Source organism: Delftia sp. ZNC0008 (genome assembly GCF_000799035.1).
GTDB classification, from domain to species: Bacteria; Pseudomonadota; Gammaproteobacteria; order Burkholderiales; family Burkholderiaceae_C; genus Comamonas; species Comamonas tsuruhatensis.
The window spans coordinates 1-26,133 of the sequence record NZ_JTKZ01000083.1 but is presented as its reverse complement, the minus strand read 5'-3'; the positions used below and the strand labels follow the sequence as shown (position 1 = coordinate 26,133).

Genomic DNA, 26,133 nt, shown 5'->3' with positions numbered 1-26,133 from the left:
TGGAGGTTCGAGTCCTCTCCTGGGCACCAAACATGAAAAGGCCGTTGCACATGCAACGGCCTTTTTGCTTGGGTGCGTACATGGATGCCTCCATCCCAAGCACCATCAGGTATCGGCAGGGCCAAAAAAAAAGGGAGCCGACGGCTCCCTTTCTTGACGATGAGGGTCTCAACCCCACCCCGTCACTTGCGCAGCAGTTGCTTGAGCACGTTCTGCAGGCGGCGTGCGGTGGCGTCATCGCGTGCCGATGCCAGCACCCGCGCGGCATCGCTGCCCCAGGTTTCCTGCGGGGCCGGATCGTTGCGGCGCGTCAGCAGTTGCAGCTGCAGGGCACGGCGGGCGCTCAGATGCTCTGCAGGCGTGGGCACGTCGGCAGCCATTTCAAGGCGCAGCAGGGCTTCACCCGCATCACCCTTGGGCGCCTGGGCCAATGCCTGCGACCAGGCGCTGCGCACTTGCGCAGACACGCGACCGCCGAGCTGCTGGGCCGCCGGAATCTGCGTAGCGTCACGCGATTCCCAGGCTGCCATCAGCTGGGTCAGCGCTTCGCCATGGGCCTGGGCCGCGAGCTTGCGCAGAGCGTCCTGCGCATGCTCCATGGCTTCACGCTGGGCACGGAAGGCCGGATCGGCCAGGCGCGGACCGCGCTCTTCACGCGGTTCGCGGCCAAAGCGGCCATTGTCACGGTTGTCGCGTCCGTCCCTTCCATCGCGGCCACGGCCACCGTCGCGGCGGTCGCCAGGACGGGCAGCGCGCGCACCACCCTCTTCCTTCTTCATGCCGGGACGATCATCCCCGCGCACGGCAACCACGGGGCGCGCCGGCGCCGTCTTCGCTTGCGATTCTTCCGAGCCGGCCGCAGCCACTGGCGCCTGTTCCGGCTGGGCAGCGTTGACGGAGGCATCGGCACGGCCGCGCAGCGCCTGCTCCAGAGCCTCCACCGCAGCGCGGATTTTCTGCACGTCACCCGATGTGTTGGCAGCTTCCACGGCCTGCGAAGCCTCCAGTACGCGGCGGTCATGGTCGCTGAGCTGCACGGCTGCGGCCCGGGAACCACGCTCGCTGCCCTTGCGGTTGAAAGCCTCGTCCAGGGGCTTGCGGAAGGCGTCCCACAGCTTTTGCTCGTGCTTGCGATCCAGCGGCACGGCCTGCGCCTCGGCCTGCCAGCGCTGCTGCAGTGCCTTGACGGCATCGATGCGCAGGCTGGGTGCGGCGCCCAGCGCCGTGGCCTCGTCGATCATGGCGTGGCGGCGCTGCAGGCTGGCCTTTTGCGCAGCATGCAACGGAGCCTCGGCCAGGGCCATGGCCTGCTTGAACTGGGGCTGCAGCTCGGCAAACAGTTTTTCACCGATATGACCGCTCTCGCGCCAGCGTTCAGCGAACTGGCGCAATGCGCGGGCCGCACCCTTGAGATCTTCGCTGGCGGCCTGCTGCGCTGCCCAGGCCTTGATCTCTTCGATCAGCGCCAGGCGCTGTGCCTTGGACTGGGTGGTTTCCGTGCGCAGCTTGTCGTGCCAGGACTCGACCACCTTGTGGGCCGCGTTGCAGGCTTCGTCAAACTTCTTCCAGAGAGCGTGGTTGGCCGCGCTGCCCTGGTCGGCCAGCTTCCACTGCTCACGCAGGCTGCGCAGGGATTCCTGGATCTTGCGACCGCCCAGCGCCTGGCCTTCAGGACGGTTCAGCAGAGCTTCCGCCTTGGCAACCAGCTCCTCACGCAGCTTGTCTGCGTTCTGGCGCGGCCAGCCTTCGGCTTCGCCTGCTGCCAAGAGGGCCTCGTGCACCTTGGTGACCAGTGCGTCGTCCACCAGACGACCATGGGCCTTGATGGCGGCACGCACGGCTTGCACGGCAGCGGAGCCAGCCTTGCTTTCGCCAGCAGCCGTCTCGGCCTGGAGCTGTTCCAGCGCCTGGGTCAGGGCAGCGCTGGCGGCAGCCACCTGCTCAGGCGACGTCTTGGCCTTGGGCTGCGCTGCGCTGCGGCCGGCAGGCGCTGGCTTGGACGGCTCGGCGGCCGCTGCCTCGGGAGGCAGGCCACGCGCCACACGCAGTTCATCGGCCCACACGGGCACGGTGGGCAGCGGGGCTGCTTCGTCCGCTGCGGCGGCCTCGGTCAGCGCAAGGGCAGACTGGAAGGCATCCCAGACAAGGATCAGCTGTGCGCTGGCGGCTTCCAGCTGGGGCGGGAAGCGTCCATCCACGCTGGCCCAGTTGGCATCGCCGGTGAGCTCGCCGGCCTGCTCCTGCCAGCGGGCCACGTCGGCGCGCAGGTTGTCGAGCACAGCCTGGGCGTCGCGCCATGGCTTGGTGGACAGGACTTCGATGCGCTGGGCCAGCAAGACAGCCACTTCGCGCTGGACCTGCACGCGATGCTGCAGTTCCTCGATGGCCTTGACGCGCTCGGCCAGTTGGGCCTTGTACTGCGACAGCGGCTCACGCGACAGCGGGGCGCCTGCCTTGGCGGCGTCGCGCTGCCAGGCGATGGCGTCGGCGGCATTGAAGGGCGATGCGACCAGCAGTGCCTGGGCCTTTTCAGCCCATTCCACTGCGATCTTTTCCTGGTCCTTGGTGCGGCGGATTTCATCCAGACGCTCACGCACGGCGCGGGCCGCGCTCTTGTCGCGCGCGCTCAGCTCCTTGAGGACGTCCTGCAATTGCTCGACCGAAGGCTGGGTTGCCAGCCAGTCGCGGATGCGCGAGGCGCGATCACCCGAGGTTTCGGCGGAGAAGGCACCGCCCGTGAGCACATCCAAGGGGTGTTGTTCAGGATTCTTGGCAGAAGCAGGGCTCACTTCAGGTGCATCGGACATGGTGCTGCGGGGGGAAAGAGAAGACATGAATCAATCGTTGAATGCCTGGCTGCCGCGGGCCGCCAGACGCGGCCGGCCGGGCTGCATGCGGGCATGCTAGCCGGGCCGGGAAAACCATATTCTCGCCGTTATTTGAAGCGGAGCCAAAACCGGGCTACTGTGCGGACAGGCTGAGCTGGGCGCGCGGGCTCCATTCCTGGTCGTCGGAATCCAGTTTCGGGGCCCCGAGAAACAGGCGCTCGAGCGGCAACTGCTGCTGCGCCAGATAGTCGCGAACGGCCACGCCGCGCGCCAGCGCCAGCTCGCGCATGGCATCGTCGGGCACGGTGATCTGCTCCAGCAGCAGGCTGCGCATCTGGTCGGTGGGCAAGTCCTTGGCCATGCCGATGACATTGCGCGGCTTGGCAAAGTCGGCACGGCTGTAAAGCGCCTTGGTCAAAGCCGGCACTTCGGCAGCAGACAACTCGGTCACCGATTCTGCCGATTTGCCCTCGCGCAGCACCTGGCGGCGCTTCTGGGCCAGCAACAGGCGATCGAGTTCGGCCTGCTTCCAGGCCTCCTTGTCCTGGGCCTCGCGCGCCTCGCCGATCACGGTGAGCCTGAGGGCCGGGCGCTCCTTGAGGGAGGCGACCACCTTGTCCAGGCTTTCGCGGGCCTTGGCATCGATCTGGGATCGGCCCGGCGCAAAGGCCACCACGCCCGACTCGCCGCTGCCGCCAAATGCGCCCGACAGCAGCGAGAACGGCGAGGTGACGGCCTTCATGATCAGGTTGCCGATGATCTTGAAGATGACTGGCGCCAACCTGAATTGCGGGTCGTTGAGCGAGCCGCTGACCGGCAGGTCCAGGTCGATGACGCCGTTGCGGTCGGCCAGCAATGCCACGGCCAGGCGCACGGGCAGCGAGGCCGGCGCACCTTCGACGGCTTCGCCGAAGGTGAGCTGGTGCAGCACCAGCTTGTTGCGCGCCGTGAGCTGGCCATCGGGCTCGATCTTGTAGCTGACATCCATGCTGAGCTTGCCGCGCTCGATGCCATGGCCCGCGTACTTGATGGAGTACGGCGACAGCGGCGGCAGCTCCAGATCGCGCATCTGGGCGCGTATGTCCAGGGCCAGCGGCTTGGCCAGCGGATTGACCTGGCCGGTGATCTCCAGCGAAGCCGTGCCCTGGGCGCGGCCGCGCAGCTCCACATCCGCCAGTTGCGGCCCCTGCTCCCCGGCCGGCTGTTCGGACGAGAAGGCGCTCAGGCGGCCGGCCAGCTCGCTGAGGTCAGCCGAGTAGTTGGGCTGGATGAAGTAGTCGGAGAACTGCACCTTGCCGCCCGTCAGCACGATGGGGCCGATCTTGATGACCGGTGCAGGCCCGGAAGCGGCCTTCGGCGGGACGGGCTCGGCAGGAGCCGCCGCGCCATCCGCAGCCGGCGCGGTGTTTTGCTCCAGGGACTGCTGAGACTGGGCCGACTTGACGATGTCCTGCAGATTGATGCGGCCATTGCGCTGCACGATCACGCGTGCAAAGAAGTCGCTGAGCGCCGTCTCGCGCACGCTCAGGCGCAGCGGCTGGGCGGGCTGCATCTGCAGGTCCAGGCCACGCACGGCCAAGGTTTTCCAGGCGACGAGTTCATCGCGCAGGCCCAGGCCCAAGGCAGCCGATCGAGCCTTGGCCCGGTCGGCCGTGGATTCGCTGAGCACGGCTGCCACGGCGCCTGCGGCCGTGCTGGGTGCGCCCTGCCCCGCAGCCTCACCCCCGGCTTGCACGGGCGAGGCCAGCGCGGAACGCATGCGCAAATCCACCAGTTCGACATCGCCCTGCACCATCAGCTCGGGGCCGGCAGGCTGGCTGGCAAAGCGCAGCTGACCCAGGAAATTGCCATCGGCGCGCACCAGCTCCACATTGAGCATGTCGGCAAAGTAGGGCTCCAGCGCGTGCAGCGGCAGGCTGCGCGCCTGCAGCCTGCCCTGGAGCGACAGTGGCGCCAGTCCCAGATCGCCGCGCAGGCTCAGCGATCCTGCCTGGACACGCCGGCCCGAGCCGACCTGGGCGGACAGCTCCAGCGGCGTGGGAGCGGACTTGGCCGCCAGCGGCTCGATGGCGCCCAGGCGCAGGCGCAGTGAACTCAGATCCAGGGACACGGTGCGCGCCGAATCGGCGTTGCGCACGGGCGCTTCGTCACGCAGCGCAACGGCGCCACCGTCCACTTCCACGGCCTGCAGCCTCAGACCCCAGGGCCTGGGCTTGTCCTTGGCGGGGTCCGGCGTCGCAGGTGCCGAGGATACGGGTGGCAGCCATTGCTCATACATCCACCGGCCCTGGGCGTCGCGCGACACGCCCAGCTGCGGCTTTTGCAGCGCCAGGCGCCCCACGAAAACCTGCTGGCTGGCCAGATTGACCTGTACCTGCTCCAGCTGCAGGCGCGCGATGTCGACCGGCGCGGCCTTGTCCTTGAGGCTCAACTGCTCCACGCCCAGTTCGGCCACCTGCACCACCATGGCGGAGCCGCTCCAGCCCAGGCCGGCGTCGGTGCTCAGCAGGCCGGTCAGCTCCGGCTTGAGATGGGCAGACAGATACGGCGCCGCCAGTTGCAGAGGCAACTGGCGCGCGGAGACGGCCAGTTGCCCCTGCCTGTCGGTCATGGCGCCGCTCAGCCTCAGTTCGGCGGGTTTTGCGCCCTCTCCTGCCGCTGCAGACTGCACCTGCATGCCGGCATCAAATTGCAAAGGCTGCTCCAGCGGCCAGCGGACATCGCGCACTTCCAATGACAGCTGGCGCGCCTGCAGCGCCGCACCCGACTGGCCTGCGCCGGGCGACGCATCGCGCCAATGCACCGTGGCATCGGCAATGGCCAGCCTGTCCAGGCTCACCCTCCAGGGCTGGGGCGCCTCGGAGGCAGGCTTTTCCACTGCCGGCCTGGAATCGGAGGCAGAGCGACTGCCCATCGCCATCCAGTTGATGCGGCCTTGCGCATCACGGGCCGCGAAAATCTCTGGAGCGCTCCACTGCACGGACTCCAGCTCCACCACCGACTGCAGGGGCTGCACGTTCTTGAGCACGGCCGCCAGGCGCTCGAAACGCAGCAGGGGCGCCTCATCGCGGTCAAGCAACTCGGCACCGGACAGGCTGACCTCGCCGGTGATCCGCACCACGGCCTGCTCGGCCTGCACAAAGGAGATGTGCAGATTGGTATCCAGCACGCCGGAGCGCGGCTTGACGGGAGCATTGGCGGGCACATAGCCCAGGTAAGGCGTCAGGTCCACGCCCTGCCAGCTCAGATCGACGGCCGTCTGGCGCTGGTCGGTGAAAGGCGTGCTCTGGGCACTGGATTCAAAGCGGCTGCCGTTGAGCGCGAAGGACAGGTGCGGCAGCACCTTGATCTCGCGCTTGGACTCCAGATTGCTGATGAACGGCAGCTTCAGCTGCAGCTGATCCAGCATGTGCTCACGCTTCTGGACATCGTCCTGCAATTGCACGCGGCCGTCGCGCAGCGCAATGTTGTACAGCGCAAAGCCCAAGGGCTTGGCCGGCGGCGTATCGCTGGGCTCGGCCAGCCGGGCCAGCACATCATCCACATCGAAGTGCCCCAGGCTCTGCTGCGTGAGGCGCAGCACCGGCGCATCGACCTCGATGGCATCCAGGACAGGCGCCAGCCTGAAGAGGGACTGGATACTGGCATTCACATAGATGCGGTCGACCTGCAGCTGTGGCGACGACGGCGCGGGTTCTGCCTGCCCTGCGCCCGCCGGCTGGCTTTTGGCAATGCGCAGATCACGCAGGGTCAGCTCCAGCGACCAGGGCCGGAACTCCACTGCCCCCACATGGACCTGGCGACCCAGCTTGGCCGATGCCTGCTTTTCCAGCTGGCTTTTGGCGACAACGGGCACCAGCGCCCACAGCAGCAGCCACAGCAAAAGAAACGCTGCAAAGGCGATGGCCAGCCTGCGCAGCCAGCGGTGCTTGAAGAGAAATTGCATGGGGCTCTAATAACTAGTACGGCGCCATCCTGGACAGAGGACGCAGCGGTGGCTGCATTGCATCAGAAATTGGGCTGGCAGCGAGACCTCAACCCGCATCACCGCACATTTCTTGACGTTGCAGTCACCCTGGAACGACAAAGCCCGGAAGCCTTGAACCGGCTTCCGGGCTTTACGGCAGGCACAAGTCCTGGCCGTTTTCCGCAGTCAAGGAGAGGATGGTCCTTGCTGCTCGGAAGCAAGAGATTGCTTCCAGGAAGGCCGCGGAAGAAGACTTGAACGACTGTGCCCGAACCATCGAACACCACTTTTACCCGTCTTCCACCTTGGCGAGACGACTGCAGGAGCAGTCGCCTCCAATATAGAAGGACGCAGGCCAGGCCTGCCAGTGCTTTTGCATTTCATTGCAATTTCATGAAGCCCTGTACAACCGCCGCAAGCGCCCCACATCGGTAGCACGCAACCTGCTCTCAAACACTCAGAAACTGTGTTTGCATCCATGGTTTGTTATTATTCATCGATCTAACAAACGCACTTCATAGTGTTGACCGTGTATTTGGTGAACTCCTAGAATCCGCCAGCGCTCGAATAGAGCGTTTTTTGTTTCTGCTGCCTCACGACTGAGCAGATCCCGCAGGCCTACAACGCAATGGTGCACCAAGCGCCAGCCTCCCGGATCCGCAGCACCCAATCCAGGGTGTCAGCCTCACCGGCCTTCGCTTCGGCGAAGGCCGTTTCGGGTTGGTGCCCCTAGAAAGGAAAAAGCTATGCCAGCGTCAGGAAAATTTTTCGCCGCCGCGCGAACGTTCGCCATCGATGTGGCCAACGGTTTTCTTGCCATCATCCACAACAGCTTCGCCCTTCTGGGCCTGGCTGTGGCCTTCCTGGCCATTACCTTGTTCGCCCGTCCCGACCTGCGCGATGCCGGAGAGAGCCAGCTGCGCTCCTGGCTGACCGCTCGCCAGATGGCCGAGCTGGGTGCGCCCGTCGAACTCGCGGCCAGCGACCGCGCGACGGCGACCAACCCGAAGAACCTGCCCAAGGATCAGGCGGCCGTGGCCTTCTGGCTCAGCAAGAAGTACCGCGTGGCGCCCGAGCCCATCGCGGCACTGGTCAGCGAGGCCTACGACCTGGGCAAGGTCAACCGCCTGGACCCGACGCTGATCCTGGCCATCATGGCCATCGAATCCAGCTTCAATCCGTTCGCGCAAAGTGCTGTCGGCGCGCAGGGCCTGATGCAGGTGATGACCACGGTGCATACCGACAAGTACGAGAACTTCGGCGGCCAGAACGCCGCGTTCGACCCCGTCAGCAATCTGCGCGTGGGCGTGCGCGTGCTCAAGGAGTGCATTGAGCGCGCCGGCTCCATCGAAGGTGGCCTGCGCTACTACGTGGGCGCGGCCAACCTGCCCACCGACGGCGGCTATGCCGCCAAGGTGCTGGCCGAGCACCAGCGCCTGCGCATGGCCGCCGGCCTGCGTGCCGTGCCGCTGATGACCGCCAAGATCGAGCAGCCCAAGCAGGCCGTCCAGATCGCAGCCACCAAGCCGGCCACATCCACGGCCGAGGCAGCCGGACCTGCGGCCTCGGCAGCGTCCGCTGGCACCCCGGCAGTGCCGGTCAGCTCGAGCAGCATGTCCGCGCGCACCGAACAGGTGGCCCTGCAGACACAGGAGCCGGCGCTGTAACCGGAACCACCGACATGGCGCACGAAGCTGGCTAAGGCCAGCTTTTTTCATTCCTGCCTGTACCCGCTGATCTGCCAGGCAGGCGGCTTTGCCAACGCCCCTCGCCTGTCTTCGGCTCCATCAGCTCAGCTACACTAGCGGGGTACGCAACTGGCGATAGGCGCAGCCGCTTCACGCACCGCTGCCGCTGACGTGGAAACCAGCAGAAGGCCTGAAAAGAACCACCTTCTGTGAACCACCGGGGAGCGTACCGCCCAGCCTCCATGCGCACGCGGGATCTGGAGTGTTCCGCCGTTCGCCTGGGCAGCCCTTGGCCTCAAGGGAATTTCAAGTTCACAGGACTGCCATGTTTCAACGCACCAATACCGTCGAGAAGGTCGACGCCGAAGTCTTTGCCGCCATCCAGGCCGAGAACCTGCGTCAACAAGAACATATCGAGCTGATCGCCAGCGAGAACTACTGCTCGCCCGCCGTGATGGAAGCCCAGGGCTCCCAGCTCACCAACAAGTACGCAGAAGGCTATCCAGGCAAGCGCTACTACGGCGGCTGCGAGAACGTCGATGTGGTCGAGCAGCTTGCCATCGACCGTGTCAAGAAGCTGTTCGGCGCCGAGGCCGCCAACGTTCAGCCCAACTCCGGCTCCCAGGCCAACCAGGCCGTGCTCATGGCCTTTGCCAAGCCCGGCGACACCATCATGGGCATGAGCCTGGCCGAAGGCGGCCACCTGACGCACGGCATGCCGCTGAACATGTCGGGCAAGTGGTTCAACGTGGTCTCCTACGGCCTGAACGCCGAAGAAGCCATCGACTACGACAAGATGGAAGCGCTGGCGCGCGAGCACAAGCCCCGCATCATCGTGGCCGGCGCATCGGCCTACGCCCTGGCCATCGACTTCGAGCGCTTCGCCAAGATCGCAAAGGAAGTCGGCGCCATCTTCTGGGTGGACATGGCCCACTACGCCGGCCTGATCGCCGCGGGCGTGTACCCCAACCCCGTGCCCCACGCCGACGTGGTCACCACCACCACGCACAAGAGCCTGCGCGGCCCGCGCGGCGGCGTGATCCTGATGAAGGCCGAGCATGAGAAGGCCATTAACAGCGCCATCTTCCCCGGCCTGCAAGGCGGCCCGCTGATGCACGTCATCGCCGGCAAGGCCGTGGCCTTCAAGGAAGCACTGTCTCCCGAGTTCAAGGCCTACCAGGAGCAGGTCGTGAAGAATGCCAAGGTCGTCGCCGAAACGCTGACGGCCCGCGGCCTGCGCATCGTCTCCGGCCGCACGGAAAGCCACGTCATGCTGGTGGACCTGCGCGCCAAGGGCATCACCGGCAAGGCGGCCGAAGCCGCGCTGGGTGCCGCCCACATGACGATCAACAAGAACTCCATCCCCAACGATCCCGAAAAACCGATGGTGACCAGCGGCATCCGCGTGGGCACGCCCGCCATGACCACGCGCGGCTTCAAGGAAGAGGAAGCCCGCCTGACGGCCAACCTGCTGGCCGACGTGCTGGAGAACCCCAGCGACGAAGCCAACCTGGCCCGCGTGCGCGCCCAGGTGGCCGAGCTGACGGCCCGCTTCCCGGTCTACGGCGCCTGATTTGAGCGCATAGAGGCCTGCCATGAAGTGCCCGTTCTGCAGCCACCCGGACACCCAGGTCGTGGAGACCCGTGAGGCCGAGGATGGGGGCTTCATCCGCCGCCGCCGCCAATGCGGCGGCTGCGACAAGCGCTTCACCACCTATGAGCGGCCCGAGGTCAGCTTCCCCGCCATCGTCAAGAAGGACGGGCGGCGCATCGAGTACGAGCGCGCCAAGCTGCTGGGTTCGTTCAAGATTGCGCTGCGCAAGCGTCCCGTGAGCACGGAGCAGATCGATGCCGCCATCGAGCGCATCGAGGAACGGCTGCGCAACCTGGGCGAGCGCGAAGTGCTCTCCAGCCGCCTGGGCGAGATGGTGATGCGCGAGCTCAAGCTGCTCGACAAGGTCGGCTACATCCGCTACGCCAGCGTCTACCGCAGCTTCGAGGACGTGGACGACTTCAAGAACGTCATGGATGAAGTCCGCAATCCTGGCTGATCAGGCCGGCAGGACACAAGAAAGCCGCCCTTGGGCGGCTTTCTCTTTGGCGTCCTGGCAGCGCTTTCAGGGCGCCGCGGCAGGAATCGGCGCCAGGCCTGAATCGACGTCGCCGCACTGGGCGCGGTGGCGCAGGGCGTGGTCCATCACCACCAGGGCCAGCAACGCTTCGGCGATGGGCGCGGCGCGGATGCCCACGCAGGGGTCATGGCGGCCCTTGGTGATGACTTCGGTGCTCTGGCCCTGGGTGTCGATGGACTCGCGCGGCGTGATGATGGAGCTGGTGGGCTTGATGGCGATGCGCACCTCCAGATCCTGGCCCGTGCTGATGCCGCCCACGATGCCACCGGCGTTGTTGCTGCGAAAGCCTCCAGGACTCAGCGAGTCGCCGTGCGTGGTGCCGCGCTGGACCACGCTGTCGAAGCCCGCGCCGATCTCCACGGCCTTGACGGCGTTCAGGCCCATCATGGCGTAGGCGACGTCGGCATCGAGGCGGTCATACAGCGGCTGGCCCAGGCCCACCGGCATGCCACTGGCCTGCACGCGCAGCGCGGCGCCGCAGGAGTCGCCCGACTTGCGCAGCGCATCCATGTATTCCTCGTAGCGGGACACATCGGCCACCGGCGCAAAGAAGGGATTGTTGCGCACATGCTCCCAGCTCTCGAAGGGCAGCGACAGCTCGCCCACCTGGGTCATGCAGGCGCGGAACTCGGTGCCGAATTTTTCCTTGAGCCACTTCTTGGCCACGGCGCCGGCCGCCACCGTGGGCGCCGTCAGCCGTGCGGAGGAGCGGCCGCCGCCGCGCGGATCACGGATGCCGTACTTCTGGAAGTAGGCGTAGTCGGCATGGCCGGGACGAAAGCTTTGCGCAATGTTGGAGTAGTCCTTGCTGCGCTGGTCGGTATTGCGGATCAGCAAAGCGATCGGCGTGCCCGTGGTACGGCCTTCGTAGACACCCGAGAGGATTTCCACCGCGTCCGGCTCGTTGCGCTGCGTCACGAACTTGCTGGTGCCGGGGCGGCGGCGGTCCAGGTCGTGCTGGATGTCCGCCTCGCTCAGTGCCATGCCAGGCGGGCAACCGTCGATGACGCAGCCGATGGCCGGGCCATGCGATTCGCCGAAGTTGGTGACAGTGAATAGGGTTCCGAAGGTGTTGCCGCTCATAGGCCGATGATTATGCCCGGGTCGCCCCCAAGCGCCGCTCCCGCTGCAGCGGTGCATTGCGCAGGCAGCCATCTCCCGCAAAGAAACAATAAAACTATCAAATTACAAATATTGATAGCTAGAATTACAGAACATTGTTCTTCAACCGCCTGCGGACCATCCCTCAGGCACCAGCCGCAACTTGCGGGAGATTCGTGAAATGCAGACCTCTTCCGGCTCAACGCAACGCCAGGATCGCAGCGATCCTGCGAGCAGCACTCCACCGCCCTCACCCATCCTTCAACAGGATGCCGGTGACCAGAATCTTCACCCCACCCTGATGACCATGCTGCTGGTCTCAGCCAGGCCCGATGATTTCAGAACCCGCAACCGGCTTGCCCAGGCCAAGCAGTACATGCGGGCCCGGCTAGATGACCCCGAGCTCAAGCCCCTGCAGGTGGCCCAGGGCCTGGGCATGTCGCTGCGCAGCCTGGCGCGCCTGTTCGCCACCGAGGGACTGACTCCCAGCCGCTGGCTCTGGAACGAGCGCCTGGCCCAGGCCCACCTGCTGCTGCAGGCCGACAATGCGCGGCGCGTGACCGATGTGGCGATGGCCTGCGGCTTCACCAGTTTCTCGCACTTCAGCCGCGTCTTCAGGCAGGCCTATGCCGTGCCGCCCAGCGCCTTGCTCAAGCCCCGGCGCAGCAGCGTGCATTGAACGGGCTTGCGCCCGGCCGTAAAAAACCAAGGCCTGCGCCGCGTTCTGCGGTCGCAGGCCTTGCTGCATGGGCAGGGACGGTCTTGCCGCGACCGGATGATCAGTCCGCGCCCTGGCGCTCGCCTTCGGGCCAGTCGCGGATATAGGCCTTGAGCATGCGGTTCTCGAAGTTCTGGCTGTCCACCACGGCCTTGGCCACGTCGTACAGGCTGATCACGCCCATCAGCATGCGCTTGTCCATCACCGGCATGTAGCGCGCATGGCGGTCCAGCATCATGCGGCGCACCTCGTCCATGTCGGTTTCCATGGTGCAGGTCATGGGAGCGTCGTCCATGGCCGAGCGCACCAGCGTCTCGCCCACGCCGCCGTGCTTGACAAAGCCCTGGATCACTTCGCGGAAGGTCAGCATGCCGACCACGTCGCCGTGCTCCATGACCACGAGGGAGCCGATATCGCGCTCGGACATCACCTGCACCGCGCTGGCCAGGCTTTCGTCCGGCGACACCGTGTAGAGGGTGTTGCCCTTGACGCGCAGGATGTCACTTACTTTCATGCCGTATCTCCAAGATTGTCTGTGTCGCCGTGGTTGCGGCAAGCCCATGTCTGCCGGGAAATATAGCCCACAATGCCCGCTTGCCTTGACAACCATGGAGACAGGAATGCCCGGCTACTCGGATCCCGGCTTTGACACTCTGGCGCTGCACGCGGGCGCACAGCCCGACCCCGCCACCGGTGCGCGCGCGACGCCCATCCACCTCACGACCTCGTTCGTCTTCGAGTCCAGCGACCATGCGGCCTCTTTGTTCAATCTGGAGCGCCCCGGCCACGTCTACAGCCGCATCTCCAATCCCACGAACGCCGTACTGGAGCAGCGCGTCTCGGCCCTGGAAGGGGGCGTGGGCGCCATCGCCGTGGCCAGCGGCCAGGCGGCGCTGCACCTGTCGGTGGCCACACTCATGGGCGCGGGCAGCCACATCGTGGCCAGCACGGCGCTGTACGGCGGCTCGCAGAACCTGCTGCACTACACGCTGGCGCGCTTCGGCATAGAGACCACCTTCGTCAAGCCCGGCGACATCGACGGCTGGCGCGCCGCCGTGCGGCCCAATACCAAGCTGTTCTTCGGCGAGACCGTGGGCAACCCGGGCCTGGACGTGCTCGACATTCCCACCATCAGCGCCATCGCGCATGAGGCCGGCGTGCCGCTGCTGGTGGACTCCACGCTGACATCGCCCTGGCTGATGAAGCCGCTGGAGCATGGCGCGGACATCGTCTACCACTCGGCCACCAAGTTCCTGTCGGGCCACGGCACCGTGGTCGGGGGCATCGTGGTGGATGGCGGCAGCTTCGACTGGGAAAAATCGGGGCGCTTCCCGGAGCTGACCGAGCCCTACGACGGCTTCCACAACATGGTGTTCAGCGAGGAAAGCAGCACCGGCGCCTTCCTTCTGCGCGCACGCCGCGAAGGCCTGCGCGACTTCGGCGCCTGCATGAGCCCGCACACGGCCTGGCTGATCCTGCAGGGCATAGAGACGCTGCCGCTGCGCATGGAGCGCCATATCCGCAACACCGAGAAGGTGGTGCAATTCCTGGCCAGCCATCCGCTGGTGGGCCGCGTGGGCCACCCGCTGCTCGATACCCATCCCTCGCACCAGCTCGCCAAGAAGCTGCTGCCGCGCGGCGCAGGCTCGGTGTTCAGCTTCGACATCAAGGGCAACCGCAACCAGGGCCGCAAGTTCATCGAGACGCTCAAGGTCTTCAGCCACCTGGCCAACGTGGGCGACTGCCGCAGCCTGGTCATCCACCCTGCCAGCACCACGCACTTCCGCATGAGCGACGAGGCGCTGGCCCAGGCCGGCATCGGCCAGGGCACGATCCGCCTGTCCATCGGGCTGGAAGACGCAGACGACCTGATCGACGACCTCAAGCGCGCCCTCAGGGCGGCCGAGAAGGCCGCGTGAATCGGCAAGGGAGACACCAACAATGAAGATCGATGTTCACGGCCACGCCATCTACGCCTATACCGGCGGCAAGGCCTTCAATCCCGCACAGCCGACGGCCATCCTCATCCACGGCGTGCTGTGCGACCACAGCGTCTGGGCACTGCAAAGCCGTTACCTGGCCAACCACGGCTGGAACGTGCTGACCATAGACCTGCCGGGCCACTGCCGCAGCGCAGGCGATGCGCCGGCCAGCGTGGAGGCGGCGGCGGATTTCATCGGCCAGCTCATGGATGCGGCAGGCATCGAGAAGGCCGCGCTGGTAGGCCACAGCTGGGGCAGCCTGATCGCCATGGAAGCGGCCGCGCGGCTGGGCGCGCGCGTCAGCCACCTGGTGCTGGTGGGCACGGCCTACCCGATGAAGGTCTCGCCTGCTTTGCTGGACTCCGCGCTCAGCACGCCCGAGCAGGCCATCCACATGGTGAATGTGTTCTCGCGCGCCACGCTGGCGCCACCCAGCGGCGCAGGCAGCTGGGTGTTCGGCGCCGGCATGGCGCTGGGCCGGCGCGTGCTGGCCAGCAATGACCGCACCAACCTGCTGCACGCCGGCTTCAAGGCCTGCGACAGCTATGCGGGCGGCGAGGGGGCCATGGCGGCGCTGCAATGTCCGGTCCTGTTCGCCCTGGGCGAGCAGGACCAGATGACGCCGCCCAAGGCCGCCAAGGGCCTGATCGAGGCGGCCCGGGCCGCGCAGCGCCAGGTCAGCATCGTGCACCTGCCCAGCGGCCACAACCAGATGACCGAGGCGCCCGACCAGACGCTGTTCGCCATCCGGGATTTCCTGGCGCGCTGAGACCGGCCGGGTCCTGCCCGCAGGGCAGGCACGCACTCACTCACGCACTCACGCCCCGCGCGCGGGGAAGATGCTCTTTTTCACGAGCGCGTGCACGCCCCAGTTGCCATCCACCACCTGGGTGATGCCGAAGTCCACGGCGATCGACATCAGCGAGATGGCCTCGTCCTCTCCCAGCCCCTGGGTGGTCATGAGGAAGTGGCGCATCTTGTGATAGGCGTCGCGCAGAGCCAGGTCCACGGAAGACTTCTTGAAGATCTGGTTTTGCGCATCCGGCCCCAGCTCCGCCAGATAGTTGGCGTAGCTGAAGCCGTGCAGCAGCCATTCGTCCTGGGTTTCGAGCAGCGGATACGCCAGTTCGGCCAGCGGCGTTCCAGGCAGGTCCGCCTTCTTGTGCAGGATCAACTGGAAGGTGCCGGTCAGCGAGCACTCGATGGCCGTGCCGCACAGCTCGGAATCCCCCTGCGAGGCATGCGGATCGCCCACGGTGAAGTTGGCCCCTGGCACGGCCACGGGGAAATACATGGTCGCCCCCTTGCCGATGCGCCAGTTGTCGATGTTGCCGCCCGTGTGGTTGGGCGGAATGGAGCTGGCCATCTCCACCTCGGCCGGCGCCACGCCGATGGTGCCGAAATGCGGGCGCACGGGAACGCGGATATTGCGCAGCACGTTATCGTTCTTGCTGATCGTGCGGTGGTCCACGGGCACGCCCGGATAGTCGATGGTCGGGTGGACCACGCCGAAGGGGTCGGTCTGCGGCGTCCAGCGGTAGTTGTAGACGGCGCGGGCCCAGTTGCGCTCGCCGGTCGCATCCACCTCGTAGATGGTGACCACCTCGCGCTTTCGGGGCTCGGTGAGCGTGTCGCCATAGTGAAAGCCCCAGTTCGCCGCCGCATTGCTGCCGAAGGTCCGGCCCTTGAACTGCGGGTTGCCCGAGGGGCGCGGCACCACATCAATGATGCGTACTTCCAGCACATCGCCGGGCTGGGCGCCCTTGATGCGTACCGGCCCCGTGCAGATGTGCACGCCCTGGCCCCCACCTGCGCCGTTCTTGGCATCCATGGGACCGGCACCCCGGCGATCGACGTTCTTGCGCTGGCTGTCCCAGTGGAACACGCTCTCGGCGCCAGGGTCGCCCCGGACCATGCGTTCGGCATCGTCATTGGCATGGTGGGTCAGCGTCTCCATGGTCACGTAGTCGCCCGATTCGACTTCGACCACCGGCTTGGCCGATCTGCTGAAGTAGCCCCAGAGCACGGTGCTGGCAGAGGCGGGAATGTAGTAGTGGCTGGCCATGCCCTGGCCGGCCCGGGCGCCAGGCGCACCCTGGGCAAAGGCCCGGGACGGTGCCATCGCACCGCTGATGGCGCCGGCCGAGACCGCGCCGCCACCGACCACCATGGCGTCGCGCAGGAAGGAACGGCGTGCAACCTGGAATTCCTCGCGGATCAGCGTCTCATCGGCTGGCGAAGCACCGTGCTGGCAGCCCGGGCCGCAGATATGTTCTTGGTGGGGGATGGTCATCGAAAATACTCCTGCTGTTGTGGATCGGTGCCGGCAGCGCCAGTGTCCAGGCGAGCATGTCCAGGCCGGTTGTTCCTGCGCGTACAAAAACTTGTCGCGGCTGCCATCCGGTGCGCCGGGCTTGGACAGGCAGTACGCGGCAGTTCATAGTTCGCCCCTGATGCACGACGATCCAAGACGCTTTTCCACCCACGCATTTCCCGATGCCTTGCGGCAGGCTGCGCTCAATGAGGCGCTGTCCAGGGCAGACATCCATGGCGAAGCGCCCACGCCACCGGCCACCCACCTGGCGCTGCGCAGCTCGCCACTGGGATCGGTATTCATTGCGCTGGCCACCTCGCCACTGACGCTGCGGGCCGTGGCCAAACGGCTGCGCGGCCCGGGCCTGCTGCTGTGCGCCTTGCTGCAAGGCAGCGCCGATGCGGTGGTCGAGGACGCCGCGTTCCCGCTCAAGGCCGGCTCCGCGCTGCTGCTGGAGTCAGACCGGGACTGGCAGCTGCAGTTGCCCGGCGACGGCCGCCTGCTGCTTGCGCGGCTGGAGTCCTCGAGCTTTCTGCTGCGCCTGCTGCGCTCGTGCCCGCCCGAGGCCAGGCACATCGGCGGGACAGGCGGTGTGGGGGCCATGTGCATGGCAATGGCGGCCTCACTGGCAGAGCAGATCGACACACTGGCACAGGACGATCTGCTGTCGGTGGAGGCCACGCTCACCGACATGCTGGTCACCTGCCTGACACCGCGCGCCGGCAATCCCGACCAGGAGCAGGCCGAGGCGACCGAGCCGCCCAGCGCCGTGCAGCTTGGCCATCTGCGCCGCATCTGCCGCGCCATCGAAACCCGGCTGGGCGATGCCGAGCTGTCCATCGATGCCATCGCCGAAGCCGAGGGGCTGTCCACGCGCTATCTGCAAAAGCTGTTCAAGGGAGCGGCCACCAGCTTCAGCACCTACCTGCGCGAACGCCGGCTGGAGCGCTGCCGCATGGACCTGAGCAACCGCTCGCTGCAGCATTTCTCCATCGCCGAGCTGTGCTTTCGCTGGGGCTTTGGCGATGCCGCCAACTTCAGCCGTGCCTTCACGGCCCGCTATGGCCTGTCCCCCAAGGCCTATCGCGCCAGTCCGGCGCGCGTGCAGGATGCGCCGCCCGGCCAGCGCGGACGCCCCTCGCCCGCCGAGAGCGCTGCGCAGGGTGCAGAACCGGCCGCAGCGCGCCTGGCACACAGCCCGTTCCAGGCCCTGCTGCGCGACCATGCACGCTACGCCCAGGCGCTGGCCCTTGTGCCCAAGCGCTCGGCGCACGCAGACAATGGCGGTGCGTCGCCCCAGCATTACTATCTTCCGGTCTCCGACAAGACCGTGCACTGGGGCTACCTGAGCCGTTCACTCAAGCCCGTGCTTTCGGTGCGCTCGGGTGACGTGGTGACCATGGAGACGCTGACCCAGCATGCCTCGGACGACTGGGAACGCATGATCGAAGGCGATCCGGGCGCCGAAAGCGTGTTCCACTGGACCGCAGCCCAGAAGGCCGTGGACCGGCGCGGCGCGGGCCCGATGGACGCCTCGATCTACGGCCGCGGCGCGGGCGAGGGCTTCGGCGTGCACATCTGCACCGGCCCCGTCTATGTGCATGAGGCCGAACCTGGCGACCTGCTGGAGATACGCATCCTCGACGTGCAGCCACGCCCCAGCTGCAGCCCCGCCCACCACGGCCGTGTCTTCGGCAGCAACGCCGCCGCCTGGTGGGGCTTTCACTACCGCGACCAGATCACGGAGCCCCGCCAGCGCGAAGTGGTCACCATCTACGAAATCGACCACGCACTGCCCGAGGAGCCCACGGCCCGCGCTGTCTACAACTACCGCTGGACGCCGCAGACCGACCCCTTCGGCGTGGTCCATCCGACCATCGACTACCCGGGCGTGCCCGTGGACCCCGCCACCATCACCCGGCGCTTTGGTGTGCTGGACAAGGCACGCGTGCCGCTGCGTCCACATTTCGGCATGCTGGCCGTGGCACCGCGAGAGGCCGGCCTGATCGACTCCATACCGCCGAGCTACTTCGGCGGCAACCTGGACAATTGGCGCGCCGGCAAGGGCGCGACGCTCTTCCTGCCCGTATCGGTGCCAGGCGCGCTGTTTTCGGTGGGAGACCCGCATGCATCCCAAGGCGACTCGGAACTGTGCGGCACGGCCATCGAATGCTCGCTGACCGGCAGCTTCGAGCTGCGGGTGCACAAGCGCGCCGCGCTGGACAACCGCTTCCTTGCAGAGCTGGACCACCCTTTCCTGGAGACCGGCTCCGAATGGGTGATACAGGGCTTCAGCTTCACCGACCACCTGGCCGAACTGGGCAGCCAGGCGCAGTCCCAGGTCTATCGCAAATCATCGCTGGAAGGCGCCATGCGTGACGCTTTCCACAAGGCAAGGCGCTATCTGATGCTGGCCCACGGGCTGGACGAGGACGAGGCCGTATCACTGATCTCCGTGGCCGTGGACTTCGCCGTGACGCAGGTGGTGGACGGCAACTGGGGCGTGCACGCCGTGATCAAGAAGAAGCTGTTTCCGCCGGAGCTCTCGGCGTCCGCCCAGGCGGGCCACTGAAGCCCACCCGGGATCAGACCCGTGCCAGAAAGCGGGCGATGCGCTGGGCAATGCGCTCGGGCTGCTCGCGATGGGGAACGTGGCCGCCACCGGCCACGATCTCCACCTCCACAGGGCCGCGCGCCCGGTCGCGGATACGCTCGGGGTGGACCAGGGAGCCGAACTCGTCATGCTCGCCGTGGATGGCCAGCACCGGGCAGCGCACGCGCTCCAGCGCCTCGTCCAGCCGGTAGTCGGCAAATGGCTGCGACAGCCAGGTATCGACCCAGGCAGACAGCACCCAGGCGGCCTTGTCGCCGTGGTATTTCTCCAGGCGCGCCAGCTGGCCCGGCCGGGCGAAATCCTGTTGGGCCGCACGAATGCCCTGCAAGGTGCGATCTTCCACAAAGGCCTGGGCGGACTCCGTGATCACCGCCTTGCACTGCGCGCCATATCGGGCCGCCACCATGGCGGCCATGCCGCCGCCCACGCTGTGGCCCAGCACAATGAAATCCCCAAGGCCCAGCCCCTGGTGCACCGCCGGAAACACGGTCTCTGCCTCCCGGGCCACAAAGCCCGGCCCCAGCGTGCCCGGATAGGGGTCGGACTGGCCAAAGCCCAGCCGGTCGTAGGCCAGCACATCGCGGCGCGTGGCCTCGGCCAGTTGCTGCGGGAAATCGCGCCACAGCGCTACCGAGCCCAGCGAGTCGTGCAGCAGCACGATGGGCGCGCGCGCCGGGCCTTGCTCGCCTTCGCCGGCCGCCGGCGCCTGCCAGCGCCTGACGTAGATGCTGCCCTGCGGTGTGGGAATGCGGATTTCGTTCAAGGATGCGGGGATGTCGGTCATGCACGAGGAAGGCATCGAAAAAAAACTCCATGCCGGTCGGCGCCGGCCCGGCAGACATCATGCGCCTGCATGCCGCCAGAGGGCGACACCGTGGCGACGCGCGGGGCGGAATGCGGCAGCTTTTGTCTCTCTCGGGGCAGCTTTTGCGAACCTGGGCGCGCGGGTTCCTCCGATGGTGAGCGGCAAGGCAGCAGCGTATAAGTTGACCCTACCCCATGCTTGCGAAGGCCTGCCATGTCACACGCTTCCGCTCCCCTGCCCGGCGCCGCACAGGCTGCCGTGGACCCGCGCCAGTTCAAGAGCTTTGCCGAGTTCTATCCGTTCTACCTGCAGGAGCACAGCAACCGCACCTGCCGGCGCCTGCACTTCGTGGGCTCCACGCTGGCGCTGCTGTGCCTGTTCGCGCTGTTCCTGACCGGCAATTTCTGGTTCCTGCTGGGCGGCCTGCTGTTTGGCTACGGCTTTGCCTGGATAGGGCATTTCGGCTTCGAGAAGAACCGGCCCGCCAGCTTCAAGCGCCCGCTCTACAGCTTTCGCGGCGACTGGGTGATGTGGCGCGACATCCTGACGGGCCGCATCCCGCTCTAGACCGGAGCCTGCGGCCTTTGCTCCAGCAGATCGGCCAGCGTCATGCCTGCCAGCCCCGTGCGATCCCACAGCGGCTGCACGGCCGGCGACGGCGCCAGCAGCAGACGCTGCACCAGCGGCTGCAGCGGCGTGCGATGGGGCTCCACCAGCAGCATGTAGCGGGGCTCGGGGCCTTCGCTGGCCGCCACAGTGCCGGGGGCCTGCACCGTGCCCACCCAGTCCAGCACCGACAGCGCCTGCAGCACCGGATCGATCTGCTGCCAGTCCACACGCAGGCGCCGCGCCAGATCACTGGCGTACAAGCCCTTGGCGGGCGACTCGCGCTCCTGTGCGAGGTACTGCAGGATCTCCACGGCCATCTCGAACTGCCAGCCCTGCTGGCCCGGCATGCGCTGCACGCCCGCCATCACGATGGGCAGGTAGGCCGTGACCACGGCGCCCAGCAGCACGATGACCCAGGCCATGTAGATCCAGATCAGCAGGATGGGCAGCGTGGCGAAGGTGCCGTAGATGACCGAATAGGTAGGCACCGAGGCCAGGTACAGGCCCAGCGCCTTCTTCGCCAGCTCCATGCAGGTGGCCACGAACAGGCCGCCCACCCAGGCATGGCGCCAGCGCACCGCCGTGTTGGGCACGTAGTGGTACAGGCCCGCCATGCCAGCGGCCAGCGCCAGGAACTCGATGGAATCGAAGATGAAGCGCAAGCCTTCGGGCAGCGCATTGACCAGCCCGCGCGAGGCCGACATCACATAGGAAGACAGCACCAGGCTCAGGCCCAGCACCAGGGGGCCCAGCGTGATCGCCGCCCAGTAGATCAGCACGCGCTGGCCCAGCGGCCGCAGCTGGCGCACGCGCCAGATGTTGTTGAGCGTGCGGTCAATGGTGAGGATCAGCGCCACCGCCGTGATCACCAGAATGGAAAACCCCGCCATGCCCAGCTGGCTGGCCTTGGAGGCGAACTGCGTCAGATAGCCCAGCACCTGGCGCGCGATGGTCTCGGGGATCAGGCTGTCGATCAGCCAGCGCTCCAGCACGATCTGCACGCGGGAGAAGATGGGAAAGGCCGTGAACAGCGCCAGCGCCACCGTGAAGAACGGCACCAGGGCCAGCACCGTGGTGAAGGTCAGGCTGCTGGCGGTCACGCCCAGCCGGTCCTCGCGAAAGCGTTCGCGCAGCGTGTGTGCGGTATTGCGCCATGGAAAGCAGCGCCAGCGTTCGCGCCACGATCTCGGCACCGCAGGCTCGGGCGGCTCGGCCAGGGACAGGCTGCGCTCCTGGGCAGGAACGGGCAGCGCCAGGGAGCCATCCTCCAGGCCATCGACGGGCTCCTTTTCGGGGCCGCCGCTCATCGCCCCATCTCCGCCGCAAGGCGCATGTCTGCAGCGGGCGCGGCCATCCAAGCAATCACATGTTCAAAGGTCAAGACCATGGCCGATATGATGCCACCCCGATGACTGATTCCATTTCTCGCCCCGGCGCCGATGTCGCCGCCACCCGCTGGCTGGCGGTCTCCAGCCTCATGGGCCTGATCGTGCTGAGCCTGGCCTGGGAACTGTGGCTGGCGCCCATGCGGCCCGGGGGCTCCTGGCTGGTGCTCAAGGCCCTGCCGCTGGCGATTCCGCTGATCGGCCTGCTCAAGCACCGCATGTACACCTACCGCTGGGTCAGCCTGCTGGTGTGGATCTATTTCACCGAGGGCGTGGTGCGCGCCTGGAGCGACCCCGCACCCGGGCGCTGGCTGGCGCTGCTTGAAGTTTTCCTGTGCCTGATGCTGTTCACCGCCTGCGCCCTGCATGTGCGCTGGCGACAGCGCAGCGCGCGCCGCGCGGCCCAGGCGGCCGGCGGCTGAGCCCTCCGTTTTCATGCCTTCACGTCTTTGAAAGAAGTTGCAACATGACTGCACTGCTTGAACGCCTGCGCCAGATCGTCGGCGAAGCCCATGTCCTCACCGAGGGCGACCTTGTGGCCTACGAACAGGATTGGCGCCGCCGCGTGCGCGGCAAGTCCCTGGCCGTGGTACGCCCGGCAAGCACGGCCGAGGTGGCCGCCGTGGTGCGCGAATGCGCGGCCGCAGGCACCAGCATCATCCCGCAGGGCGGAAACACCGGCCTGTCGGTGGGCTCCACGCCGGACGACAGCGGCACGCAGGTCGTGCTCAGCCTCACGCGCATGAATGCCGTGCGCCACATCGACCGCGACAACCTGAGCTTCACCGTCGAGGCCGGCTGCATCCTGCAAAGCCTGCAGGAGCTTGCCGAGAAAGAGGGCCTGCTGTTCCCGCTGTCGCTGGCCGCCGAAGGCAGCTGCACCATTGGCGGCAACCTGGGAACGAACGCGGGCGGCACCCAGGTGGTGCGCTACGGCAACACGCGCGAGCTGTGCCTGGGTCTGGAAGTGGTCACCCCGCAGGGCGAGATCTGGGACGGCCTCAAGGGCCTGCGCAAGGACAACACCGGCTACGACCTGCGCGACCTGTTCATCGGCAGCGAAGGCACGCTGGGCATCATCACCGCCGCCACCATGAAGCTGTTCCCCCAGCCTGCGGCCCAGCTCACGGCCTTCGCCGCCGTGCCCTCCATGGAAGCGGCCGTGCGCCTGCTGGGCATGGCGCACCAGTACCTGGGCGCGGGCCTGACGGGCTTCGAGGTCATGGGCCAGTTCGCTCTGTCGCTGGTGATCAAGCACATGCCCCAGCTGCGCGTGCCCTTTGCCGGGCTGATCGGCGCGCCGCCCTACTACGTGCTGGTCGAGAATTCGGACAGCGAGTCCGAGCAGCATGCGCGCGAGCGTTTCGAGGCGCTGCTGGAGCTGGCCTTCGAGGACGGCTGCGTGCTCGACGCTGTGGTGGCCGAAAGCCTGTCGCAGGCCCATGAGCTGTGGCACATCCGCGAAAGCATTCCGCTGGCCCAGGCCGAGGAAGGCCTGAACATCAAGCACGACATCTCCATCGCCGCATCGCGCATCCCCGCCTTCGTCGAGCACACCGATGCCGTGCTGCAACGCGAGATCCCTGGCGTGCGCCTGGTCAACTTCGGCCACCTGGGCGACGGCAACTTGCACTACAACGTGCAGGCGCCCGAGGGCGGTGACGCCAAGGCCTTCCTCAACGAGCGAGAGCACCTGGTCAACCACCTCGTCTATGAAGCCGTGGCCGAATTCGGCGGCTCGTTCTCGGCCGAGCACGGCGTGGGTGCGCTCAAGGTGGACAAGCTGCAGAAGTACCAGTCCCCCGTGGCGCTGGGCATGATGCGCGCCATCAAGCAGGCGCTGGACCCGCAGGGACTGATGAACCCGGGCTGCATCCTGCCGAGGCAAGCCTCCTGAGCGAAACGCCGCCCCTTCTGTGGCAGCGCCGGGTTTGCACGCGCCGTCCTGAGCCAGGAGCGGCACGTGCCTGCCTTGTCAGGAAACCGGCTTGGCCTCGATATTGGCCATCGTCTTGTTGACCTGTTCGGGCCAGGCGATGTCGGCGCCGGCCGCATCGGAGAAGTCGGACTGTTTGCCGCCGGTGAGCAGCCACACGCGCAGGGCATTGCGGGCGGGATCGATCACGATGGCGCCCATTTCCTCGCCGCCCTGGTGCGGGCGCAGGCCGACGATGCTCCAGACATCTCCTTCCTTGGTCAGCGGGCCCACGGTACGCATATTGCTCAGCAGGGTCGGGTAGCTGGTGCCCAGCAGCGCCTTGAGCCGGTCGGCCAGCACGCCCTGCTCCAGGTAGTTGGTGCCGTCGTAGGGATACTTGCCCACGTACTCGGCCAGGCTGTCCAGGCCGGGCTCCCCCGCCTTGGCGGTGGAGGGCATGCGCGTGCGCGCGGGAAACGCCAGCACCAATTCCGGGGCTGGTGCAGCCACATCGAGTGCGACGGACTGCGCGGCCTTGGGAGTCGGGACGGAGGGAGAACGCGGATCGCAGGCTGTCAGCGCCAGCATGGCGACACCCAATGCAACGGCGGCCTGCCAGGGGGAGAGCATGGAAGACATGCGCAAGCTCCTTGTCAAAGCGGATGCGAAAAAAGCGGTGACGCCGGTGCGAAAGCCTGGGCAATGCACCGGCACCAGTCTGCGGGCATTTTCGCACCCGGGGCGCCAGACCTTGTTTCAAGGGGCATGGATACCGTCGGACAAGGCGCCGTATTCATCAAGGGATAATCCGGAAGATGAACACGACTCCAGCGCCCCGCCCAGCCCGCTCCCAGTACGAAGATTTCATGCGCCATGTGTACGAGCACGGCGTGTCCAAGACCGACCGTACCGGCACGGGCACGCGCAGCGTGTTCGGCCACCAGATGCGCTTCGACCTGTCCGAAGGCTTTCCGCTGGTCACCACCAAGAAGGTGCACCTCAAGTCCATCATCCTGGAACTGCTGTGGTTCCTGCGCGGCGACAGCAATGTGCGCTGGCTGCAGGAGCGCGGCTGCACCATCTGGGACGAATGGGCCCGTGAGGACGGCGACCTGGGCCCGGTCTATGGCGTGCAATGGCGCAACTGGCCGACGCCGGACGGCGGCCACATCGACCAGATCGCCGAAGTGGTCAAGCAGCTCAAGAGCAACCCGGACAGCCGCCGCATCATCGTCAGCGCCTGGAACGTGGCCGACCTGCCGCAGATGGCGCTCCTGCCCTGCCACGCCTTCTTCCAGTTCTACGTGGCCGACGGCAAGCTCAGCTGCCAGCTATACCAGCGCAGCGCGGACATCTTCCTGGGCGTTCCCTTCAACATCGCCAGCTACGCGCTGCTGACCCACATGCTGGCCCAGCAATGCGACCTGGAGGTGGGCGACTTCGTCTGGACCGGTGGCGACTGCCACATCTACAACAACCACTTCACCCAGGTCGAGACCCAGCTGGCGCGCCAGCCCTTCGCCTACCCGACGCTGCAGATCAAGCGCCGGCCCGACTCCATCTTCGGCTACGAGTACGAGGACTTCGAGGTCGTCGGCTACCAGCACCACGAGCCCATCAAGGCCCCCGTGGCCGTCTGAGGCAGCAGAAAGACCCGCCCGATGGCCATCCATCTCATCTACGCACGCGCCGCCAACGGCGTCATCGGCAAGGACAATGCCATGCCCTGGCACCTGCCCGAGGACCTGGCGCACTTCAAGCAATTGACCCAGGGCTCGGCCGTGGTCATGGGCCGCAAGACCTGGGACTCGCTGCCGGCCCGCTTCAGGCCGCTGCCCGGGCGCACCAACATCGTGGTCACACGCCAGGCGGACTGGGCACCCGAGCCAGCCGCCCCCGGCGTGCTGCATGCCACCAGCCTGGAGCAGGCCCTGGCGCTGGGCCGCCAGGCATCCGCTGACGTGTGGGTCATGGGCGGTGCCCAGATCTACGCCCAGGCCCTGCCGCTGGCCGACAGCATCGAGGTGACTGAAATCGAACGCGACTACGAAGGCGACGCCTTCGCGCCCACG

Annotated in this window: 20 protein-coding genes and 1 riboswitch; of the genes, 12 read left to right on the top strand and 8 right to left on the bottom strand. The window is 66.8% G+C overall.

What is annotated here, in order from left to right; genetic code table 11:
* Positions 1-182 precede the first annotated feature (182 nt).
* Positions 183-2,807 (bottom strand): DUF349 domain-containing protein, encoded by a 2,625-nt coding sequence (locus tag L995_RS03060; RefSeq protein ID WP_047469040.1) that lies wholly within the window; start codon positions 2,805-2,807, stop codon positions 183-185.
* Between the two features lie 154 nt (positions 2,808-2,961).
* Complete coding sequence (locus L995_RS03055; RefSeq protein WP_047469037.1) at positions 2,962-6,774, bottom strand: DUF748 domain-containing protein; 3,813 nt, start codon at positions 6,772-6,774, stop codon at positions 2,962-2,964.
* 767 nt (positions 6,775-7,541) lie between these two features.
* Between L995_RS03055 and L995_RS03050 the strand changes: the two genes are divergently transcribed.
* From L995_RS03050 to nrdR, 3 genes are all read left to right on the top strand, one after another.
* The gene (locus tag L995_RS03050) at positions 7,542-8,462 is read left to right on the top strand and encodes a lytic transglycosylase domain-containing protein (RefSeq protein WP_016447496.1); all 921 of its coding nucleotides are present in this window, start codon (positions 7,542-7,544) and stop codon (positions 8,460-8,462) included.
* Between the two features lie 136 nt (positions 8,463-8,598).
* Positions 8,599-8,774: riboswitch (ZMP/ZTP riboswitch) on the top strand.
* A gap of 34 nt (positions 8,775-8,808) precedes the next feature.
* Positions 8,809-10,056 carry a serine hydroxymethyltransferase gene (gene glyA / locus L995_RS03045; protein ID WP_016447497.1) on the top strand — a complete coding sequence of 416 codons (1,248 nt, stop codon included), beginning with the start codon at positions 8,809-8,811 and terminating at the stop codon, positions 10,054-10,056.
* Between the two features lie 22 nt (positions 10,057-10,078).
* Complete coding sequence (gene nrdR / locus L995_RS03040) at positions 10,079-10,534, top strand: transcriptional regulator NrdR (RefSeq protein ID WP_012206755.1); 456 nt, start codon at positions 10,079-10,081, stop codon at positions 10,532-10,534.
* A 66-nt stretch (positions 10,535-10,600) separates the two neighbouring features.
* On the opposite strand, the gene aroC is transcribed toward nrdR, so the two are convergent.
* Entirely contained in the window at positions 10,601-11,698 is a 1,098-nt protein-coding gene (aroC, locus tag L995_RS03035) for a chorismate synthase (RefSeq protein WP_016451332.1), read from the bottom strand.
* Between the two features lie 325 nt (positions 11,699-12,023).
* Between aroC and L995_RS03030 the strand changes: the two genes are divergently transcribed.
* Positions 12,024-12,395 carry a helix-turn-helix domain-containing protein gene (locus L995_RS03030; RefSeq protein WP_231574343.1) on the top strand — a complete coding sequence of 124 codons (372 nt, stop codon included), beginning with the start codon at positions 12,024-12,026 and terminating at the stop codon, positions 12,393-12,395.
* 100 nt (positions 12,396-12,495) lie between these two features.
* Here L995_RS03030 and L995_RS03025 read toward each other — a convergent pair whose 3' ends face one another.
* Positions 12,496-12,948: a CBS domain-containing protein gene (locus L995_RS03025; RefSeq protein WP_012206758.1), complete on the bottom strand. Its 453-nt coding sequence runs from the start codon at positions 12,946-12,948 to the stop codon at positions 12,496-12,498.
* A 106-nt stretch (positions 12,949-13,054) separates the two neighbouring features.
* Here L995_RS03025 and L995_RS03020 point away from each other — a divergent pair, with 106 nt between their 5' ends.
* Entirely contained in the window at positions 13,055-14,353 is a 1,299-nt protein-coding gene (locus L995_RS03020; protein ID WP_047469027.1) for an O-acetylhomoserine aminocarboxypropyltransferase, read from the top strand.
* A gap of 22 nt (positions 14,354-14,375) precedes the next feature.
* On the top strand, positions 14,376-15,185 hold the full coding sequence (locus L995_RS03015) for an alpha/beta fold hydrolase (protein ID WP_047469025.1): 810 nt from the start codon (positions 14,376-14,378) through the stop codon (positions 15,183-15,185).
* Positions 15,186-15,233: 48 nt separating this feature from the next.
* On the opposite strand, the gene L995_RS03010 is transcribed toward L995_RS03015, so the two are convergent.
* Positions 15,234-16,709 (bottom strand): acetamidase/formamidase family protein, encoded by a 1,476-nt coding sequence (locus L995_RS03010; protein ID WP_047469023.1) that lies wholly within the window; start codon positions 16,707-16,709, stop codon positions 15,234-15,236.
* A gap of 160 nt (positions 16,710-16,869) precedes the next feature.
* Between L995_RS03010 and L995_RS03005 the strand changes: the two genes are divergently transcribed.
* The gene (locus tag L995_RS03005; RefSeq protein WP_047469019.1) at positions 16,870-19,302 is read left to right on the top strand and encodes an acetamidase/formamidase family protein; all 2,433 of its coding nucleotides are present in this window, start codon (positions 16,870-16,872) and stop codon (positions 19,300-19,302) included.
* A 13-nt stretch (positions 19,303-19,315) separates the two neighbouring features.
* On the opposite strand, the gene L995_RS03000 is transcribed toward L995_RS03005, so the two are convergent.
* Positions 19,316-20,143, bottom strand: a complete 828-nt coding sequence (locus L995_RS03000; RefSeq protein WP_047469015.1) for an alpha/beta fold hydrolase — start codon at positions 20,141-20,143, stop codon at positions 19,316-19,318.
* 219 nt (positions 20,144-20,362) lie between these two features.
* Here L995_RS03000 and L995_RS02995 point away from each other — a divergent pair, with 219 nt between their 5' ends.
* Positions 20,363-20,716, top strand: coding sequence for an Mpo1-like protein (locus L995_RS02995; RefSeq protein WP_016447505.1), 354 nt, complete (start codon positions 20,363-20,365; stop codon positions 20,714-20,716).
* On the opposite strand, the gene L995_RS02990 is transcribed toward L995_RS02995, so the two are convergent.
* Positions 20,713-22,065 (bottom strand): YihY family inner membrane protein, encoded by a 1,353-nt coding sequence (locus L995_RS02990; protein WP_017406725.1) that lies wholly within the window; start codon positions 22,063-22,065, stop codon positions 20,713-20,715. The two genes, L995_RS02995 and L995_RS02990, sit on opposite strands and share 4 nt — an antisense overlap.
* Positions 22,066-22,166: 101 nt before the next feature.
* On the opposite strand from L995_RS02990, the gene L995_RS02985 reads away from it, so the two are divergent.
* Together L995_RS02985 and L995_RS02980 are read left to right on the top strand one after the other, a co-directional pair.
* Complete coding sequence (locus L995_RS02985) at positions 22,167-22,565, top strand: DUF2069 domain-containing protein (RefSeq protein ID WP_016451330.1); 399 nt, start codon at positions 22,167-22,169, stop codon at positions 22,563-22,565.
* 44 nt (positions 22,566-22,609) lie between these two features.
* Positions 22,610-24,040: an FAD-binding oxidoreductase gene (locus tag L995_RS02980; RefSeq protein ID WP_016447508.1), complete on the top strand. Its 1,431-nt coding sequence runs from the start codon at positions 22,610-22,612 to the stop codon at positions 24,038-24,040.
* Positions 24,041-24,118: 78 nt separating this feature from the next.
* Here L995_RS02980 and L995_RS02975 read toward each other — a convergent pair whose 3' ends face one another.
* Positions 24,119-24,700, bottom strand: coding sequence for a hypothetical protein (locus L995_RS02975; RefSeq protein WP_016447509.1), 582 nt, complete (start codon positions 24,698-24,700; stop codon positions 24,119-24,121).
* Positions 24,701-24,876: 176 nt separating this feature from the next.
* On the opposite strand from L995_RS02975, the gene L995_RS02970 reads away from it, so the two are divergent.
* Both L995_RS02970 and L995_RS02965 read left to right on the top strand, forming a co-directional pair.
* Positions 24,877-25,701, top strand: coding sequence for a thymidylate synthase (locus L995_RS02970; RefSeq protein WP_047469008.1), 825 nt, complete (start codon positions 24,877-24,879; stop codon positions 25,699-25,701).
* A gap of 21 nt (positions 25,702-25,722) precedes the next feature.
* On the top strand, positions 25,723-26,133 hold a 411-nt coding region (locus tag L995_RS02965), incomplete at its 3' end, for a dihydrofolate reductase (RefSeq protein ID WP_047469005.1).